Genomic DNA, 16669 nt, shown 5'->3' with positions numbered 1-16669 from the left:
TCAGAGGCACGTGCGGACTGGGCTGGACGAAGTGCCCAGAACTTACAAGCGAGGGGTCGCAGGTTCGAAACCTGCCGCGCCCACACTCTGACCAGCACGGAAACGGGCCGCCGGATGACCGGCGGCCCGCTGTCGTGGGCGGTCAGCTCGCGCAGACGGCGTACGCGCGCACCTTCCAGTTTCCGCTGAAGCCGTCCTCGTCCTCCATGGCACGGACGGTGACGACGGTCGAGCTCGTGGCCCGCATCTCGGTGAGGCGCACCTGGCCGTCTCCGCCGAGGATCTCGCCGCCCACCCCGTGCACGCGCGTGCCGGTAGGGCAGGTGGCGGTGACCGACTGGATGGAGGCGGAGCTGTAGACGCTGTCGTCGATCACCCGCTGCTCGCCGGGCAGCGGGTCGGCGCAGATCGCGGTGGCGTCCAGCCACCACGAGCCGGCGAAGCCGGTGCCGTCCTCGGCGCCTGCCACCACGACGCTGTTCTGGTGGATGCGCAGGTCCTCCAGGACGACCTCGCTGTTCGACGCCCCGACGACCGCGCCGCCGACCCCGATCGCGCGCTTGCCGGCCGGGCAGGACTTCTCGAACCAGTTCGACGTGCCGAAGCTCGGCGCGGAGCTGCCGGACACCATCACCAGACCGGCGGGCGGCGTGGCGCAGACGGCGTTCGCCGTGACCGCCCAGTTGCCGCCGACGCCGTTCTCGTCCTCGCGGCCGGTCACCGAGTACGCGTCCCCGCCGATCAGCGGCCGCATGATGTCCATGCCGACCTGCCCGAGGCCGGAACCGGTGATCGCGCCGCCGCCGCCGATGACCTTGGTGCCGGCCGGGCAGGTGGCGCTCTGCGACTTCGCGGCGCTGTTGCTCGGGCCGGTCGTCGTCTTGTAGGTCAGGCCGGGCACCGCCGCCACCGGCCCGGCAAGGGCGATCTGGCCGAGCACGAGCGCGCTCAACGCGGCCCCGCCCATGGCAGCCGTCCGACGCGTCCACCGGTTGCTGTTGAATCCCTCTCGCATGGTGTCTTCCTCTCCCTGGCGCTGTTCGCTTGCGATGACACCGGTAGGAGAGGCGTGGGGTCGGGATGCCAACAGAAAGTTCGAAGAAAAATTTCCCGCGGTTCTAATTGACCGGACGACGAGGAGCGAGGGACTGGATGGACATGGCGGCACCGGACGACATCGCCCTGGTCGAGGCACTGCGGCGCGGCGAACGGGCCGGGCTGGAGGGCATGTACCGGCGCTACGCCGACCGGCTCTACACGTACGCCCGGACCATGCTGCGCGAGCCGGAGGCCGCCGCGGACGCCGTCCACGACGCGTTCCTCACCGCCAGCCAGCGCATCGACCAGCTCCGCGAGCCCGACCGGCTGCGCTCCTGGCTGTACGCGATCGTGCGCAACGAGTGCCTCCGGCAGCTGCGGGAGAGGTCCCGTTCCCTGCCGCTGGAGGAGGCCGGCGAGCCGGCGGCCGACATCGCCGACCCGGGCACGGGCGTCAACGCCGATCAGGTACGCGACCTGGTGCACAGCGCGGTGGCGGCGCTGAACCCGGGCGACCGTGAGGTGGTGCACCTGGCCATCCGCCACGACCTGTCGTCCGCCGACATCGGCGCGGCCCTCGGGGTGCCCACGAACCACGCGCACGCCCGCCTGTCGCGCGCCCGCTCGCAGCTCGAACGGGCGTTGGGGGCGCTGCTGGTGGCCCGCACCGGAGCCCGGGACTGCCCGGGTCTCGCCGACCTGATCGACGGCTGGCAGGGCCGGCTCACCCCGACGCTGCGCAAGCGGGTGTCGCGGCACATCGAGAGCTGTGCGGTGTGCGGGCTGCTCCGGCGGGAACAGCTCAGCCCGGCCGCGCTGCTGTCGGCGTACACGGCTCCGGCCTTCCTGGTCGTCGCCGACTCGGTGTGGCCGCGACTGGCCGAGGCCGCGACCGCCGCCCCGGCCGATCCGGCACCCGGCGCGGGGACCGATCCGGCGGGCCCGGTCACGGCCGACCCCGCGCCGGCCGACCCGACGCTGCCAGCCGATCCGGCACCGTCCGCCGATCCGGCTTCGTCCGCCGATGCGGCACCGTTCGCCGGTCCGGCTTCGTCCGCCGATCCGGCGCCGCCGGCCGAGGCAATCCCCGGGATGGGGGACACCGGACAGGCACAGGGGGCCGCTAAGGGGCCTGCGGCGGATGGCGCGGTCGACGGGCCTACGCCTGCGGCGAACCGGCCGGTGACCCCGGACGGTGCGGCGGCGGGGCCCTCGGGCGGTGTGACGGCAGCGTCCTCGAACGATGCGGCAGCCGCTGCAGGCGGTGCGGTGGCGTCGCGCGGTGCGGCGCATCCTGTGCGGACGACCTCGCCAGCGGACCGCAAGCGGCACCGCCGGCAGGTTTCCGCGTCCGTGGCGCTGCTGATCCTCCTCGCCGCACTCGGGACCTGGGCGCTGGCACCCGGACGCCCGACCGCCGCGCAGGACGCCGCCGGCCAGCCGGTGTCGGAGACGCGCGGACCGGCGGCCGGCGATCCGGTGACGTCCGCCTCCGTGCTGCCGTCGGGCACTGCCCCGTTGACCGGCACGCGGGCCGCCGAACCGCCGCCGGCGGGCGGCGTCGGTCCGACACCCGGGCCCGTGGTCACGCCGGCGGACGGCGACGGGGTCACCCGGACTGACGCGCCCGACGCCGTGCCGGGTGGCCCCGCACCGGCACCGACCACGGCACCGACCAGACCTCCGGCCGTGCCCCGGCCGACCGTCACGCTGAAGGTGGCGGCGCCGTTCACGGTCTCCGCCACCGCCCACGTGCGGTGCGGGTCGGACACGTACACCCTCGTGGTGCAGGCCACCGGCAGTGCCACGCTCGGCGACGCCGAGGTGCGCTGGACACCCGCCGGGGGCAGGACGTCGGTCCGGGCCATGACGGTGGACGGAACGACCGCGCGGGCGACCGTCGGGCAACTGCGCGCACCGACGCTGACCTGGTCGGTACGGGCGACTGCCGGGGACGGCCGCACGGCGGGCAGCCCCACCTACACGGTCACCGATCCGTGCGTACGGCCGGGATAGCCGGGACGGTCGCGGGCGGCCTGCGGGACGAGCGGCCCGTCGGCGTCACTGTGGACGGGCCCGGGCGCAAGTGGACCCCGATGTCCTTGTTGTCCTTCCCGGGCGGTCCGGTCCGGACGGCTGAAATACGGTGTCGGGGTGGCGACGCTGAGACTTGAGCCGATGACCGCCGAGCAGTACCTCCGGTATCGGCGTGGGGCGGAGGCGAGCTACGCGCAGCACATCGCCGAGTCCGGCGCGCTGCCGGCGCCGGAGGCCGAACGGAAGGCCCAGGAGGATTACGCGAAGCTCCTGCCCGACGGCCTGGCCACGCCGGGGCACCATCTCTGGACGGCTTACGACGGTGACGACGAGGTCGGCATGCTCTGGCTGCACGTCGAACAGAAGTCGGACGGGCCGCACGCCTTCTGCTACGACGTCGAGGTGCGACCGGAACAGCGGCGCAGGGGCCACGGGCGGGCCATGTTCCAGGCCGTCGAACAGCGGTGCCGGGAGTGGGGAGTCGTCTCGATCGGCCTGAGCGTCTTCGGCTTCAACCTCCCCGCGCGCAGGCTCTACGAGCAGCTGGGCTTCGAGGCGACCGCCATCCAGATGCGCAAGCGGCTGTAGCCCACGAGAGCACGGCCGGGCATGCCCGGACGGCCGATCGGCCGCGTACGTCGTGCGGGCCGGGTTGGATGGGACGATGAGCTACGCGGAGGTCGCCGGGCTGCGCCTGTGGCACGAGGAGCACGGCGCCGGCCGTCCGCTGCTGTTGTTGCACGGCGGCTTCGGGTCGGTGGAGACGTTCGCGCCGATCCTGCCGGCGCTGGCCGCGCGTCGTCGGGTGATCGCGGTCGACCTCCAGGGCCACGGGCGCACCGCCGACGTCGACCGTCCGCTGCGCTACGAGTCGATGGCCGACGACGTCGCGGCGCTGATCGCGCACCTCGACCTGGCCGAGGCCGACGTGCTGGGCTACTCGCTCGGCGGCGGCGTGGCGCTGCGTACCGCGATCCAGCACCCGGCGCTGGTGCGCCGGCTGGTCGTCGTCTCCGCGCCGTGCCGGCGGCTGGGCTGGTATCCGGAGGTGCTGGCGGGCATGCCCGAGCCCGACGAGGAGGCGGGCGAGCGGATGCGGGGCACGCCGCCGCACGCGCTCTACACCCGCGTCGCGCCCCGGCCGGGGGACTGGTCGCGGCTCTGGGCGAAGACCGGCGAGCTGCTGCGCCGCGACTACGACTGGTCGGCCGAGGTGGCCGCCCTCACCGTGCCCACCCTGCTGGTCTTCGCCGACGCCGACTCGGTCAGCGCCGCACACGCGGTGGAGTTCTTCGGGCTGCTCGGCGGCGGCCACCGGGACGCCGGTGGGGACGGCGCCGACCGCCCGGCCTCCCGGCTCGCCGTGCTGCCGGGGCTCACCCACTACGACATCGTCGTCTCGCCGGCGCTGCCCGCCGCCGTGCTGCCGTTCCTCACCCACCCGGTGGCGCCGCCCGGCTGACGCCGGGCGCTGTCGGGACCGGGCGCCGCCGGAACCTCCGGCCGGTTGCGTTCCGGGTCGCCCGGTCACTCCGCCCCGGCGGGGCGGGCGTAGTGGAGGATGACCACCCCGCTGTCGAACGGGCGGGTGTCGACCAGGTCGAACCGGCGCGGGTCGAACCCCCGGTCGGCGAGCGGGATGCCGCTGCCGACCACGTACGGGTTGAGCTTGATGATCAGCTCGTCGACCTCGGGCAGGAGCTGGCCGGCGAGCTGGGCGCCGCCGCAGAGCCAGATGTCGCGGCCGGGTCGGCACTTCAGCTCCCGGACGAAGTCCACCGGATCCGTGGAGACGATCTCCACCTCCGGCTCGGCGGCCGGCGGCAGGGTGCGGGAGAAGACGTACTGCTTGAGGTGCGCGTACGGGCTGGTGACGCCCATCTTCAGCGCCGGGTCGTAGGTGGCCCGGCCCATCACCACCGCGTCGAAGCGGCCCGTCGGCTCGTCGATGCCGAACTGCGGGTGGGCGAACGTCGGGAGGGTCTGGGACCAGTTGGCAGCCAGGTGGGCGGCCAGGTCGGGCTCCAACGGGAAGAAGTCGTACGACCCGTCGGGGGCGGCGATGAAGCCGTCGAGGGTGCTGGCGACGTAGTACACGAGTTTGCGCAAACCGTTCCCCAATCACTACTGGTGTCGTGGATGAAGTTACTACATACGTAGTGGTTGTTGCTACGGTGTTTCCCGTGGCGAGAAACGTGGAACGACGGGCGGCCCTGGCCGACGCGGGGCTGCGGGTACTGGCGGCGACCGGGGCACGCGGCCTCACCCACCGGGCGGTCGACGCCGAGGCGGGCGTGCCGACGGGGACCGCCTCCAACTACTTCCGCTCCCGGGACGCCCTGCTCGGCGCGCTCGGCGAGCGGATCATGGAGCGCTTCGCCCCCGACGAGCGGGTCCTGGCCGAGCTGGGCGTCCGCGAGCCGTCCCTGGAGCTGTTCACGGACTACCTGCGCTACATCGTCGAGCGGACCACGCGGCAGCCCGAGCTCACCCGGGCGCTGATCGAGCTGCGGCTGGAGGCCGCCCGCCGCCCCGACCTGGCCCGGATCCTCGGCGACACCCTGCGGCGCGGCTACCGCGACGACGTCGCGTTCCACCTCGCCGCCGGATTACCGGGTGGCGCGTTCGAGGTCGCTCTGCTGCACTACGCCGTGGACGGGCTGCTGCTCGATCTGCTCGGCACGTCCATCGAGGCGGGATTCGACCCCGACGAGGTGGTCGTGGCGTTCGTGTCCCGGCTGGTCGGCGGTGTCGACCGGTGACTCCGACACAGGGAGGCGGCGTGGTGGAACTGGTGCCGATGACGGCCGAGGAGTTCGCGCGGGTGCGGGAGCCGCTCGTGCGCTCGTACGCCGAGGCGATGGTCACCGACCGCGGCCTGGCGCCGGCCGCGGCCCTGGAGCGGGCCACCACCCAGCTGCGCGAACAGCTCCCCGACGGCGTCGACAGCGCAGGCGCCCTGCTCCGCACGGCCCGGGTGGGCGACGTCGAGGTGGGGTGGATCTGGGTCGGCCTCCCCGGCGGCCCCGCCGGGCCCCACACCGCGTGGCTCAACAGCGTCGAGGTGCATCCCGGACACCGCAGACAGGGGTACGGGCGGCGGATGATCCAGCTCGTCGAGGCGGAACTCGCCGCCCTCGGGGTGCCCGAGCTGGGACTGAACGTCTTCGGCTCCAACACCGGGGCCATCCACCTTTACCACGACCTCGGCTACCGGGTCGCCGCCCAGCAGATGACGAAGCGCATCTCCCCGGCCGGCTGAGCCCGTCAGGAGTGTTCCCCGGCGCAACGGGAACCCCGCCCCGGACGCACCTGGGGAGGAGCGACGGATGAGGCATGGCGGCGGACTGACCATCGGTGTGCTCGGCTCGTACGGCGGTCGCAACCTCGGTGACGAGGCGATCCTGAGCGGTCTGCTCGCCGATCTGCGCGAGCAGGAGCCGAACGGGCGGATCATCGTCTTCTCCCGGAACCCGGAGCACACCAGGATCGCCCATCCCGACGTGGAGGCGGTGCCCTGGGAGGGGATCAGCCGGACCGACTCGGCGCTGGTCCTGGCCCAACTCGACGTGCTGATCCTCGGCGGCGGCGGCATCCTCTACGACCGGGAGGCCCGCCGCTACCTGCGGGTGGTCCGGGTCGCCCAGGAGCGGGGCCTGCCGCTGCTGACGTACGCGGTGGGGGTCGGGCCGCTCAGCGAGGACGTGGACACCGGCATGGTGCGGGAGACCCTGGCCAGCGCCACCCAGGTGACCGTGCGGGACCAGGAGTCCCGGATGGTGCTGGAGGAGGCGGGGCTGCTCAACCCGATCACCGTCACCGCCGATCCCGCGTTCCTGATCGAGCCCGAGGACTTCCCGGCGGAGCTGCTCCGCGAGGAGGGGGTGCCGGCGGGCAAGCGGCTGGTCGGGATGAGCGTGCGGGAGCCGGGCCGGGCCGCCGAGCGGCTCGACGTCGACGGCTACCACCGGCTGCTCGCCCAGATCGGCGACTTCCTGGTGCACCGGATCGACGCCTACGTGCTCTTCGTCCCGATGGAGCGCGACGACATCCGGCACTCGCACGGCGTGCTGTCGCACATGGTCGCCGCCGAGCGGGGCCGGATCCTGCACGGCACCTACTCGCCCCAGCAGGTGCTCGGGCTGATGCGCCACTTCGACCTGGCCGTGGGCATGCGGCTGCACTTCCTGATCTTCGCCGCGATGGCGGGCACGCCGTTCCTGCCCCTGCCGTACGCCGGCAAGGTCTTCGACCTCGCCCAGCGGCTCGGGGTGCCGGCGCTGCGCGGCGTGGAGCGGGAGGTCGAGGGCCCGCTGCTGGCCGAGGTCGACCGGCTCTGGGACGAGCGGGAGCAGCGGGCCGAGGCCACCGCCCGACGCGTGGCCGAGGTGTGCGAAGAGGCCCGGGGAACCTCCCAGGTCACCCGCGCCATGCTGGACAGCCTGCGGGCCCGCACCCTGGCCCCGGCGGCCTGACCCGCCGGCTCAGACCGCCGGCCCCCGCCAGCGGTAGCACCACCGGTCGGCGTTGGCGTCCACGGACTCCAGCTCGTAGATCTCCGCCTCGGCCAGCCCCTTCGCGCCGAGGTGGTGATGCGTCAACGGCGGGCGGCCGTTCGGGTCCAGCTCCACGGTGACGGTCTCGCCGTCGGCCACGCCACCGACCAGGGGGATCTCTGCCGTTGATGCCATGCGCCCCATCCTGCCCCGCCCCGGGGGACCCCGCAGCGGATAGCGGGGCAGCGGGCCGGGGCGGCCCGGCACTAGGGTCGGTGGATGGCGGAGATGGCGATCGATCCCACGCTCGGCCCGGTGCTGGCGCGCACCGGCGACGAGCGGGCCGTGCTCGAATCGTTCCTCGACTTCCACCGGGGCGTGCTGCTGCGCAAGGTGCGCGGGCTCTCCGACGCTGACGCGGCCCGCCGGCTGGTGCCCTCGGCCACCACCGTCGCCGGTCTCGTCAGACACCTGACGCTGGTGGAGCGGAACTGGTTCCCGTGCCTGCTCGCCCCCGGCCCGGGCGACGTCTACCTCACCTCGGAGGAGGACGCGGCGGCGAGCTTCGCGCTCACCGACGACGACACCGTCGAACGGCTCGCCGCCGCGTACGAGCGGGCGTGCGCCCGGTCCCGGGAGGTCGCCGGCCGGTTCGACCTCGACCACGTCGTGCCGCACCCGCAGCTCGGTGAGGTCTCGCTGCGCTGGATCCTCGTGCACATGATCGAGGAGACCGCCCGGCACGTCGGGCACGCCGACATCCTCCGCGAGCTGACCGACGGCGCCACCGGCACGCTCTGACCGCCGCCGGCCGGCGCGGCGACCCTGACCCGGGCGCGCCGACGCACGGCGGGCTCAGCGACGGGGCAGCAGGTCGGGCGGATACTCCATGCCGTCGTGGGTGCAGGCCGCCGCGGCGACCCGGGCCGCGTACGCCGCCGCGTCGGTCAGCGCCGCGTCGCGCAGCCGGGCGGCGATCACGCCCGCCGCGAAGGCGTCCCCCGCGCCGTTGGTGTCGACGACCGGTGCGGGCGGTGCGGCGGCGGGCACCGCCGTCGGTGCGCCCCCGCCGGTGTGCAGCTCGGCGCCGTCCGCGCCCCGGGTCACCAGTACCGTGCGGGGCGCCAGCGTGGCGGCGAGCGCGCCGGCCCCCGCGCCCAGCCGGACCCCGCTGACGAAGACCAGGTCGGCCACCTCGGCGAAGGGCCGGTGGTAGGCGTTCGCGCCGTCCCAGTCGTGCAGGTCGGTGGAGAGGACGACCCCGCCGGCCAGCCCCGCGCGCAGGGCGGGCAGCAGGGGAAGCGTCCAATCCATGATCGACAGGTGTACGTGGGCCGCCTGCCGGACCAGCGCGGTCACCTCGGCCGCCGGGAACGGGGCCGGCCCGTGCCAGGGGCGCGGGTCGTAGAGCGACATCCGCCGGCCGGCCGGGTCGACCATGTTCACCGACCGCCGGGTGCCGGCCGGGGCGTCGCCCAGCACGGCGTGCACGCCGGTGCGGGCCAGCGCGGCGCGGACCACGTCGCCGGCCGGGTCGGCACCGATGACGTCGACCACCGCCACCCGGAGCCCGAGCGCGTGCGCGGCGAGCGCCACCCCGGCGCCGGTGTTGCCGATCCGCAGGTCGATCGGGCCGACGGTGACGGAGTCGGCGGCCGGCAGCGGGATCGCGGGCACCCGTACCCGCACGTCGACGCCGAGACCGCCGATCACGAGGAGGTCGTACACGCGCCAGACCCTATCCCCGCCGCCCGGCGGCCACGGGGCCCGGGCCGCCCGCCGCCGGCTCGTCCAGACGGCCGACGGTGTGCTGGCCGGGGCCGTCGGCCCGGACCGATATCCTCGCCGGGGTCGTCGCGAGGAGGGGGACGCGTGCTGGTCGTCCACGGGGTCTGGCGGTCCGGCGTGGGGCTCGCCGTCTGGGCCGAGGACAGCGCGCTGCCGTCCCACGCGCCGCGCCGCCCGGGCCGGGCGCCCCGGGAACGGCCGCACCCGTTCGCCGCCGACCAGGCCGCGCTCGTCGCCGCGCTGGCCGCGGCGGCCGAGCCGGCCCACCTCGGCACCGCCCTGCTCACCCTCCCCACCCGGGCCGGCGCACCGCTGGACTCCCCGGAACTCGTCCGCGCCGACGTCGCCGCGGCGGTCCGCGGGCCGGTCACCCTCGCCGGCTGGCGGGTGCCCGTCCTCTGGTACGCCCCCGACGCCGCCCTGGCCCTGCTGCGCGGCGTCGACGCGGTGGCCGCCGTGCCGGGCGCGACCCTGCGCCACCTCGCCGAGCTGGCCGACTTCGCGGTCGACCTGGCGGCCCGGGGCCGGGTCCTGCCCGGCCTCGCCGAGGCACCCCCGGCGGCTCGCTCCGGGGCGGCCAGCGGCGGCTGCGCGGCTACTCCGGCTCCGGGCCGGACCCGCGCGGGCGGGGAGCGGGCGGAGGCCGGCGCCCGGGCGCTCTGGCGACCGTTGCTGACCGGCACGGACGCCGCCTGGGCCCGGGCGCTGGCGCTGGCGCTGCCCCCGGCCGCCCGCGCCGCCACCGGGCCGGACGCACCGGGCGACCCCGGTGCCGCCGCCAGGGCGGACACCCCGTCCGGGCCGGTCGCCGCCCGCCGCGCGCGACCCGGCCCGCCCGCCGGAGGCCACCGGCCCGCGCCGGCCGCCGTCGACGCGCCGGGCGCGCTGGTCGCCGACGCGCTCGACGCGCTCACCGACGCCGCCGTCCGGGCGGCCCTGGCGGAGACCGCGCTGGCCCGGGGTGTACGCCCGAACGGCGCGGTGCCGGCCTGGCTGGCCGCGCTCACCGGGCCGGTGCGGGAGTTCGCCGCCGACCCGGCCGCGCTGGACACCCTCCGCGCCGAACTGGACGCCTGGCAGCGCGACGCGGCCGGCGGCGCGGTGCGGGCCAGCTTCCGCCTGGTCGAGCCGCCGGCCGACGAGCTCACCGAGGCGGTGGTCGTGGTGCCCGCCGACCCGGCGGCGACGGCGCGACCGGCGGGGCGGTGGCGGATCGAGTTCGGGCTCCAGGCGGCGGACGAGCCGAGCCTGCACGTGGACGCCGGGCAGGTCTGGCGGGCGCCGGCGAGCGTCGCCGGGCTGGCCGGCCGCGGCGACGACCCGCAGGAGACCCTGCTCGCCGAGCTGGGGCGCGCCAGCCGGCTCTGGCCAGAGCTGGACAACGCCCTGCGTACGGCCACGCCGGAGGCCCTGGAGCTGGACGTCGAGGGGGCACACCGGTTCCTGCGCGAGGGCGCGCCGGTGCTGCACGCCGCCGGGTTCGCCGTGCTGCTGCCGTCCTGGTGGCGGCGCCCGTCGTCCCGGCTCGGCGCCCGGTTGCAGGCCCGCAGCCGGACCGCCCCGGGCACCGTCGCCGCCACCGTCGGGGGCGTCGGGCTGGACGCCCTCGTCGACTACCGCTGGGAGGTGTCCCTCGGCGACCAGCCGCTCACGGCCGAGGAACTGGCTTCGCTGGCCGCGCTGAAGACCCCGCTGGTGCGGCTGCGCGGGCAGTGGGTCGAACTGGACCCGAAGCGGCTCGCCGCCGGCCTGCGGCTGCTCCGTTCCTCCGGGGAGCTGACCGTCGCCGACCTGCTCCGGCTCGGCCTGACCGACGCCGAGCAGCCGGACGCGCTGCCGGTGCTGGAGGTCAGCGCCGACGGCGCGCTGGGCGACCTGCTCGCCGGGGCGGTGGAGCGCCGGCTCGCCCCGCTGGACCCGCCGCCGGAGTTCCACGGCACGCTGCGGCCGTACCAGCGGCGGGGGCTGGCCTGGTTGGCGTTCCTCCAGTCGCTGGGGCTCGGCGCGGTGCTCGCCGACGACATGGGGCTGGGCAAGACGGTGCAGCTGCTCGCCCTGCTCGCCGGGGACCCGCCGGACGCCGGCCCGACCCTGCTGGTCTGCCCGATGTCGTTGGTGGGCAACTGGCAGCGCGAGGCGGCGCGGTTCACGCCGGGGCTGCGCGTACACGTGCACCACGGCGCGGAGCGGGCGCGGGGCGAGGCGTTCGGCGCGGCCGTGCACGACGCGGACCTGGTCCTCACCACCTACTCGGTCGCGGCCCGCGACGCGGTCGAGCTGGCCGGGATCGACTGGCGGCGGGTGGTGGTCGACGAGGCCCAGGCCATCAAGAACGCCGCCACCCGGCAGGCCGAGGCGGTCCGCGCGCTGCCCGCCCGGCACCGGATCGCCGTCACCGGCACGCCCGTGGAGAACCGACTGGCGGACCTCTGGTCGATCATGCAGTTCGCCAACCCCGGCCTGCTCGGGCCGGCGGCGACCTTCCGCAAGAAGTACGCCGAGCCGATCGAGCGGCACGGCGACGCCGAGACGGCCGAGCGGCTGCGCCGGATCACCGGCCCGTTCGTGCTGCGCCGGCTCAAGACCGACTCCTCGATCATCTCCGACCTGCCGGAGAAGCTGGAGATGGAGGTGCTCTGCAACCTCACCGCCGAGCAGGCCTCGCTCTACCGGGCGATCGTCGACGACATGATGGCGCGGATCGAGTCCAGCGACGGCATCGAACGCCGTGGGCTCGTGCTCGCCGCCATGACCCGGCTCAAGCAGGTCTGCAACCACCCCGCGCAACTGCTGCGCGACGGCTCGGCGCTGCCCGGCCGCTCCGGCAAGCTGGCCCGCCTGGAGGAGATCCTGGACGAGGTCCTCGCGGCGGGGGAGCGGGCCCTGCTCTTCACCCAGTACGCCGAGTTCGGCGGCATGCTGCGCGGGCACCTGTCGGCCCGCTTCGGCCGGGAGGTGCTCTTCCTGCACGGCGGCGTCGGCAAGGCCGACCGGGACGCAATGGTGACCCGATTCCAGTCCCCGGGGGGACCGGCGATCTTCGTCCTGTCGCTCAAGGCCGGCGGCACCGGGCTCACCCTCACCGAGGCCAACCACGTGGTGCACGTCGACCGGTGGTGGAACCCCGCCGTCGAGGACCAGGCCACCGACCGGGCGTTCCGCATCGGCCAGCGGCGCCGGGTGCAGGTCCGCAAGTTCGTCTGCGCCGGCACGGTGGAGGAGAAGGTGGCGGCGCTGATCGCCGACAAGCGCAGCCTCGCCGCCTCGGTCGTCGGCACCGGCGAGCAGTGGGTCACCGAGCTGTCCACGACGCAGCTGCGCGAGCTGTTCACCCTGGAGGCCGGGGCGGTGGTGGAGTGAGCGGGCAGGCGCAGGGCGACGGCGGCGCCAACGGCCGGTTCGCCGACTACGGCCGGCCCCGCCGGGTGGACGGCGGGCTGCGGGCCCGCAGCACCCGGGGGGCCATCGGCCGGTCCTGGTGGTCCCAACGCTTCCTGGAGGTGCTGGAGTCGTTCGCCCTCGGCACCCGGCTGACCCGTGGCCGGTCGTACGCGCGGGCCGGTCAGGTGGTCCGGCTGGAGGTCGCCCCGGGCACCGTCGACGCCGTCGTGCAGGGCTCCCGCGCGCAGCCGTACGAGGTGGGCATCGCGCTGCCGCCGTTCCCGGAGGCGGTCTGGGCCCGCGTGGAGGCGGAGCTGGCCGCCCAGGCGTTCTTCAGCGCCCGGCTGCTCGCCGGCGACCTGCCCCCGGAACTGGAGGAGCTGTTCGGGGCCGCCGGCGCCCCGCTCTTCCCCGCCGGCGTGGCGGAGCTGCGTCAGCGGTGCAGCTGCCCCGACTTCGCCGTTCCCTGCAAGCATCTCGCGGCCACGTTCTACCTGCTTGCGGAGGCGTTCGACGCCGACCCGTTTCAGTTGCTGCACTGGCGGGGCCGGAGCCGGACGCAGTTGCTCGACCGGCTACGTGTCCTGCGGGCCGACGCCGCAGGCGCCGACGACCAGCCGGCCGCGACCGAGGTCGCACCGACATCGCCGTCCCTGCCGAACGGTGCCGTGCCGACGGCCGCGTCGTCCACGCCGGACGATGCCGTGCCGCCGGCCGCCCCGTCCGTGGTGGACGGTGCCGTGCCGCCTGTCGTGCCGTCCACGGCGCAGCCCGTGCCGTCCAGACCGGACGGTGCGGTCGCGCCGACGGTCGAGTCCACGCGGGACGGCGGTGTACCGGGTGCCGGGCGGGACGCCGAGGCCGTCCCGCCGGTCGGGGCGTCGCGGGCGCTCGCCGGCCTGCCGCCGGCCCCGCTGGCCGAGGCGGTCGACCGGTTCTGGCTGCCGCCGGTCCCGTTGCCCGACCGGCCACCCAGCCTGTCGACCGGACCGGACCTGCTGCTGCGGCAGCTCGGCGCGCCGGCCCCCGCCATCGGCGGGCCCGGTCTCCTGGAGCGGCTGCGGCGGGCGTACCGGCTCCTCGGCGGTTGAGACCGCCGACGGAACGGTACGCGGCCCCGGTTCACAGCCAGCGGCGGCGGAACCGCCACATGAGTGCGGCGTTGGCCACCAGGACCACCGCGCAGACGGCCCCGGCCAGTCGCCCGGCCAGCACGGTCATCGCCGGCAGCGATGCCCACAGCACGATCGTCAACAGCATCAGCCAGCGGCCGCGACGGGCCCGGGCCCGGTTGTCGAGCCGGGCGAAGAACGCCGGATCGCTCTCCCGGAGCTGACGGGTGATCTGCTCGAACCTGCGCTGATCCTCTTTGCTGAGCATGTGCCTTCCCCTCACGTGTTCAGCGGTTCGGCGGCATACCCGCTGCGGCGGCGGCTCACGCTCCCGTCCTGCTGCTACTTTGCCGCCCCGCCGGGCCCACGCCCGTCCGGCCGCGCCCCGGCCCTCCGGGCGCGCGGGGGAGCGCCTCAGCGCAGGCTTAGCCGCACCTTAAATTTGCCTGTGGCGATGAAAGGGGCCTCCCGCGCCGGGTCGGCCGCGATGGCCGGGTCCGGCCGGTGCCGTGCCGCGTACGCCCTGCTCGCGAGGTCCGTGCCGGGCCGCGCCGAGTTCCGGGGGCGCCGGCCCGCGCTGAGCGGCGCCTTAAGTGCCGTCCTGGGGGCTTCCGGTGCTGCTTGAAGGCACCTGAACGCTTCATTACCTTCCGGTGCAACCCCCTCAGGCACCAGTCGCCGCACCTGCCCCCGTGCCCGGTGCCAGTCGTCGCGGCGCAGCAGAAACGGATTGGTACATGGCCGACCAGAATGTGCCACCACGGCGACCGCGGGACGATCGCGGATGGGACGGGCGTCAGTACCCCGCCGCCGGCGACGGTCACCGCGACACCTACGCCCCCACCCCCTACGGCCACGACGCGCGCGCCCCGCACCAGGGCGGACACCCCGAAGGCACGCAGGGCCAGTACGCGCACGCCGGGCACCCGGCCGCGCGCGGGCCGCAGTGGGTCGGCCCGGAGGGCTTCGCGCGGCAGACCGCCGCGCCGTCGGCCGGCCCGGGACTGCCCAACCTGGACGACGGCGACGAGCCGGGCCCCAAGGTCGGCCGGCGCAAGGCCCTCGTCGCCCTCGGCGGCACCGCGGCCGTGGTCGCCGGCGGCGCCGCCCTGGCGATGACCCCGCAGATCCGCAGCCTCCTCGGCGACGAGGCGGTGGCCGGCGACGCCACCGGCACCACGGTCACCGACGGCACCCCCGCCCGGCCGAGCGGCCAGCAGCCGAGCACGGTGCGCACCTACACCGAGCAGAACGAGAGCTACATGGGCTCCCGGGCCGGCGAGGCGCTGAAGAAGAACGCGCCGGCCGGCGGCCGGACCTTCTCCGGGCCGGCCGCCGCCGCTGCGGAGACCAAGGTGACCGTCAAGACGGTGCTCGCCAAGGACCCGGTCCTGCACCTGGCCCGGCGGGCCACCTTCGGCGCCACCGGGCAGGTCCTCGCCGACATCAGGGAGCGGGGCATCGACGGCTGGCTGCGTTGGCAGCTCGACCCCGACAAGATCGCCCCGACGAAGGCCGAGCTGAAGCTCGCCGACCTGCCGACGCTGAAGCTGGGTACCGCGCAGCTGCGCGAGCAGCGCGAGCAGCTCAACGAGCGCGGCGCGCAGCCGGAGAAGGAGATGGTGGACGCCACCATCGCCCGGCAGATCTGGTCGCAGCGGCAGCTGTTCGAGGTCATGGTCGACTTCTGGAACGACTTCCTGCACGTCGCCGCGGACTTCGACGGGGGCGAGGTCTACCGCGCGTCCTTCGACCGGGACGTCGTGCGGGCGCACGCCCTCGGCAGCTACCCCGAGATGCTGCTCGCCGCGAACCGGCACCCGGCGCTGCTGCTCTACCTCAACCAGAACGACTCCCGCGCCGACGCGGTCAACGAGAACCTGGCCCGCGAGAACCTGGAGCTGTACTCGGTCGGCGTCGACGGCGGCTACACCGAGAAGGACGTCCGGCAGGCGGCCCTGCTCCAGACCGGCCGGGGCGTCAACGACGGGAAGTACGTGTTCCGCCCCGAGCGGCACTACGTCGGCAAGGTGAAGGTGCTCGGCTTCACCCACGCGAACGCCTCGAAGGACCCGAAGAAGGCCGAGGCGGCCATCGACGCGTACATCACGTACATCGCGCTGCACCCGTCCACCGCGAAGTACGTGGCGCAGAGCCTGGCCACCCGGTTCGTCTCGGACACCCCGCCGAAGTCCCTCGTGGAGCGGCTGGCGAAGTCGTACAGCCTGAACAAGGGCATGATCAAGCCGGTGCTGATGACGCTGTTCAGCTCCTCGGAGTTCTGGGCGGCGGTGGGCCAGAAGGTGCGCCGGCCGATGGAGTACCTGGTCGCCACGTACCGGGCCCTGGGGGTGTCCCCGGAGGCGTCGCCGAAGCACGACAACGGCGACAACAAGCGCACCCCGTACGCCCGGGGGCTGCGGCAGATCCACGACAGGATGCGCGAGCTGGGCCAGTACCCGATGGGCCAGCCCACCCCCGACGGCTACCCGGACGTCTACGTGGCCTGGACCTCCGCCGGCACCATGGTCCACGGCTGGAACGAGGCGGGCGAGCTGCTCGCCGGCCGACGCACCGTCTTCACCTACACCCCGCCGGAGAAGCTGGTGGCCCGGCCACCGGCCACCGCCGGGGCGTACGTCGACGCGCTGGCCCTGCGGCTGGTGGGTCAGAAGCTGAGCGCCAGGGAACGGTCCCTGATCCTCGGCGTGGCCGGCGTCGCTGCCGGCGAGAAGGTCGACGCCACGTTCGACGGGGCCGTCACCGCCGTAGCGCGGGCGATCCTCGCTTCCCCCCAGCACCACCTCCGGTGAGGCA

At 75.0% G+C, this 16669-nt stretch carries 14 protein-coding genes and 2 pseudogenes; 11 read left to right on the top strand and 5 right to left on the bottom strand.

Annotation, left to right across the window (positions count from 1 at the left end; all coding sequences use genetic code 11):
- Positions 1 to 142: 142 nt before the first annotated feature.
- Entirely contained in the window at positions 143 to 1015 is an 873-nt protein-coding gene (locus tag AC0OO9_RS06745; protein ID WP_484516352.1) for a hypothetical protein, read from the bottom strand.
- A 137-nt stretch (positions 1016 to 1152) separates the two neighbouring features.
- Here AC0OO9_RS06745 and AC0OO9_RS06740 point away from each other — a divergent pair, with 137 nt between their 5' ends.
- The 3 genes from AC0OO9_RS06740 (at position 1153) to AC0OO9_RS06730 (ending at position 4537) form a co-directional block, all read left to right on the top strand.
- Entirely contained in the window at positions 1153 to 3054 is a 1902-nt protein-coding gene (locus AC0OO9_RS06740; RefSeq protein WP_484516350.1) for an RNA polymerase sigma factor, read from the top strand.
- Positions 3055 to 3192: 138 nt separating this feature from the next.
- Positions 3193 to 3663, top strand: coding sequence for a GNAT family N-acetyltransferase (locus AC0OO9_RS06735; RefSeq protein ID WP_484516348.1), 471 nt, complete (start codon positions 3193 to 3195; stop codon positions 3661 to 3663).
- A 76-nt stretch (positions 3664 to 3739) separates the two neighbouring features.
- Positions 3740 to 4537 (top strand): alpha/beta fold hydrolase, encoded by a 798-nt coding sequence (locus AC0OO9_RS06730; RefSeq protein WP_484516346.1) that lies wholly within the window; start codon positions 3740 to 3742, stop codon positions 4535 to 4537.
- A gap of 65 nt (positions 4538 to 4602) precedes the next feature.
- Here the strand turns inward: AC0OO9_RS06730 and AC0OO9_RS06725 are convergent, their stop codons facing one another.
- Positions 4603 to 5184 (bottom strand): dihydrofolate reductase family protein, encoded by a 582-nt coding sequence (locus AC0OO9_RS06725; protein ID WP_484516344.1) that lies wholly within the window; start codon positions 5182 to 5184, stop codon positions 4603 to 4605.
- A 74-nt stretch (positions 5185 to 5258) separates the two neighbouring features.
- On the opposite strand from AC0OO9_RS06725, the gene AC0OO9_RS06720 reads away from it, so the two are divergent.
- From AC0OO9_RS06720 to AC0OO9_RS06710, 3 genes are all read left to right on the top strand, one after another.
- Positions 5259 to 5837: a TetR/AcrR family transcriptional regulator gene (locus AC0OO9_RS06720; protein WP_484516342.1), complete on the top strand. Its 579-nt coding sequence runs from the start codon at positions 5259 to 5261 to the stop codon at positions 5835 to 5837.
- Between the two features lie 20 nt (positions 5838 to 5857).
- Positions 5858 to 6337 carry a GNAT family N-acetyltransferase gene (locus AC0OO9_RS06715; protein ID WP_327029226.1) on the top strand — a complete coding sequence of 160 codons (480 nt, stop codon included), beginning with the start codon at positions 5858 to 5860 and terminating at the stop codon, positions 6335 to 6337.
- A 67-nt stretch (positions 6338 to 6404) separates the two neighbouring features.
- A complete protein-coding gene (locus tag AC0OO9_RS06710) occupies positions 6405 to 7550 on the top strand; it encodes a polysaccharide pyruvyl transferase family protein (RefSeq protein WP_484516340.1) in 1146 nt (381 codons plus the stop codon).
- A gap of 9 nt (positions 7551 to 7559) precedes the next feature.
- On the opposite strand, the gene AC0OO9_RS06705 is transcribed toward AC0OO9_RS06710, so the two are convergent.
- Positions 7560 to 7766 carry a hypothetical protein gene (locus tag AC0OO9_RS06705; protein WP_484516338.1) on the bottom strand — a complete coding sequence of 69 codons (207 nt, stop codon included), beginning with the start codon at positions 7764 to 7766 and terminating at the stop codon, positions 7560 to 7562.
- An 84-nt stretch (positions 7767 to 7850) separates the two neighbouring features.
- On the opposite strand from AC0OO9_RS06705, the gene AC0OO9_RS06700 reads away from it, so the two are divergent.
- Entirely contained in the window at positions 7851 to 8372 is a 522-nt protein-coding gene (locus AC0OO9_RS06700; protein WP_484516336.1) for a DinB family protein, read from the top strand.
- Positions 8373 to 8426: 54 nt separating this feature from the next.
- Here AC0OO9_RS06700 and AC0OO9_RS06695 read toward each other — a convergent pair whose 3' ends face one another.
- Complete coding sequence (locus tag AC0OO9_RS06695; RefSeq protein ID WP_484516334.1) at positions 8427 to 9299, bottom strand: carbohydrate kinase family protein; 873 nt, start codon at positions 9297 to 9299, stop codon at positions 8427 to 8429.
- 144 nt (positions 9300 to 9443) lie between these two features.
- On the opposite strand from AC0OO9_RS06695, the pseudogene AC0OO9_RS06690 reads away from it, so the two are divergent.
- The 3 genes and pseudogenes from AC0OO9_RS06690 to AC0OO9_RS06680 all read left to right on the top strand — a co-directional run.
- Positions 9444 to 9927, top strand: a pseudogene (locus AC0OO9_RS06690) (ATP-dependent helicase); the annotation flags it as partial.
- An 80-nt stretch (positions 9928 to 10007) separates the two neighbouring features.
- A pseudogene (locus AC0OO9_RS06685) lies at positions 10008 to 12719 on the top strand (DEAD/DEAH box helicase); the annotation flags it as partial.
- Positions 12716 to 13831: an SWIM zinc finger family protein gene (locus AC0OO9_RS06680; protein ID WP_484516332.1), complete on the top strand. Its 1116-nt coding sequence runs from the start codon at positions 12716 to 12718 to the stop codon at positions 13829 to 13831. The pseudogene AC0OO9_RS06685 and the gene AC0OO9_RS06680, both read left to right, overlap by 4 nt.
- 31 nt (positions 13832 to 13862) lie before the next feature.
- Here AC0OO9_RS06680 and AC0OO9_RS06675 read toward each other — a convergent pair whose 3' ends face one another.
- The gene (locus AC0OO9_RS06675; RefSeq protein WP_121400370.1) at positions 13863 to 14120 is read right to left on the bottom strand and encodes a DUF3040 domain-containing protein; all 258 of its coding nucleotides are present in this window, start codon (positions 14118 to 14120) and stop codon (positions 13863 to 13865) included.
- 469 nt (positions 14121 to 14589) lie between these two features.
- Between AC0OO9_RS06675 and AC0OO9_RS06670 the strand changes: the two genes are divergently transcribed.
- Positions 14590 to 16665 carry a DUF1800 domain-containing protein gene (locus AC0OO9_RS06670; protein WP_484516330.1) on the top strand — a complete coding sequence of 692 codons (2076 nt, stop codon included), beginning with the start codon at positions 14590 to 14592 and terminating at the stop codon, positions 16663 to 16665.
- The last annotated feature ends 4 nt before the right edge of the window (positions 16666 to 16669 follow it).

The organism is Micromonospora sp. USAFONa4 (genome assembly GCF_057197825.1).
This window is presented reverse-complemented; position numbering and strand designations above follow the sequence as displayed.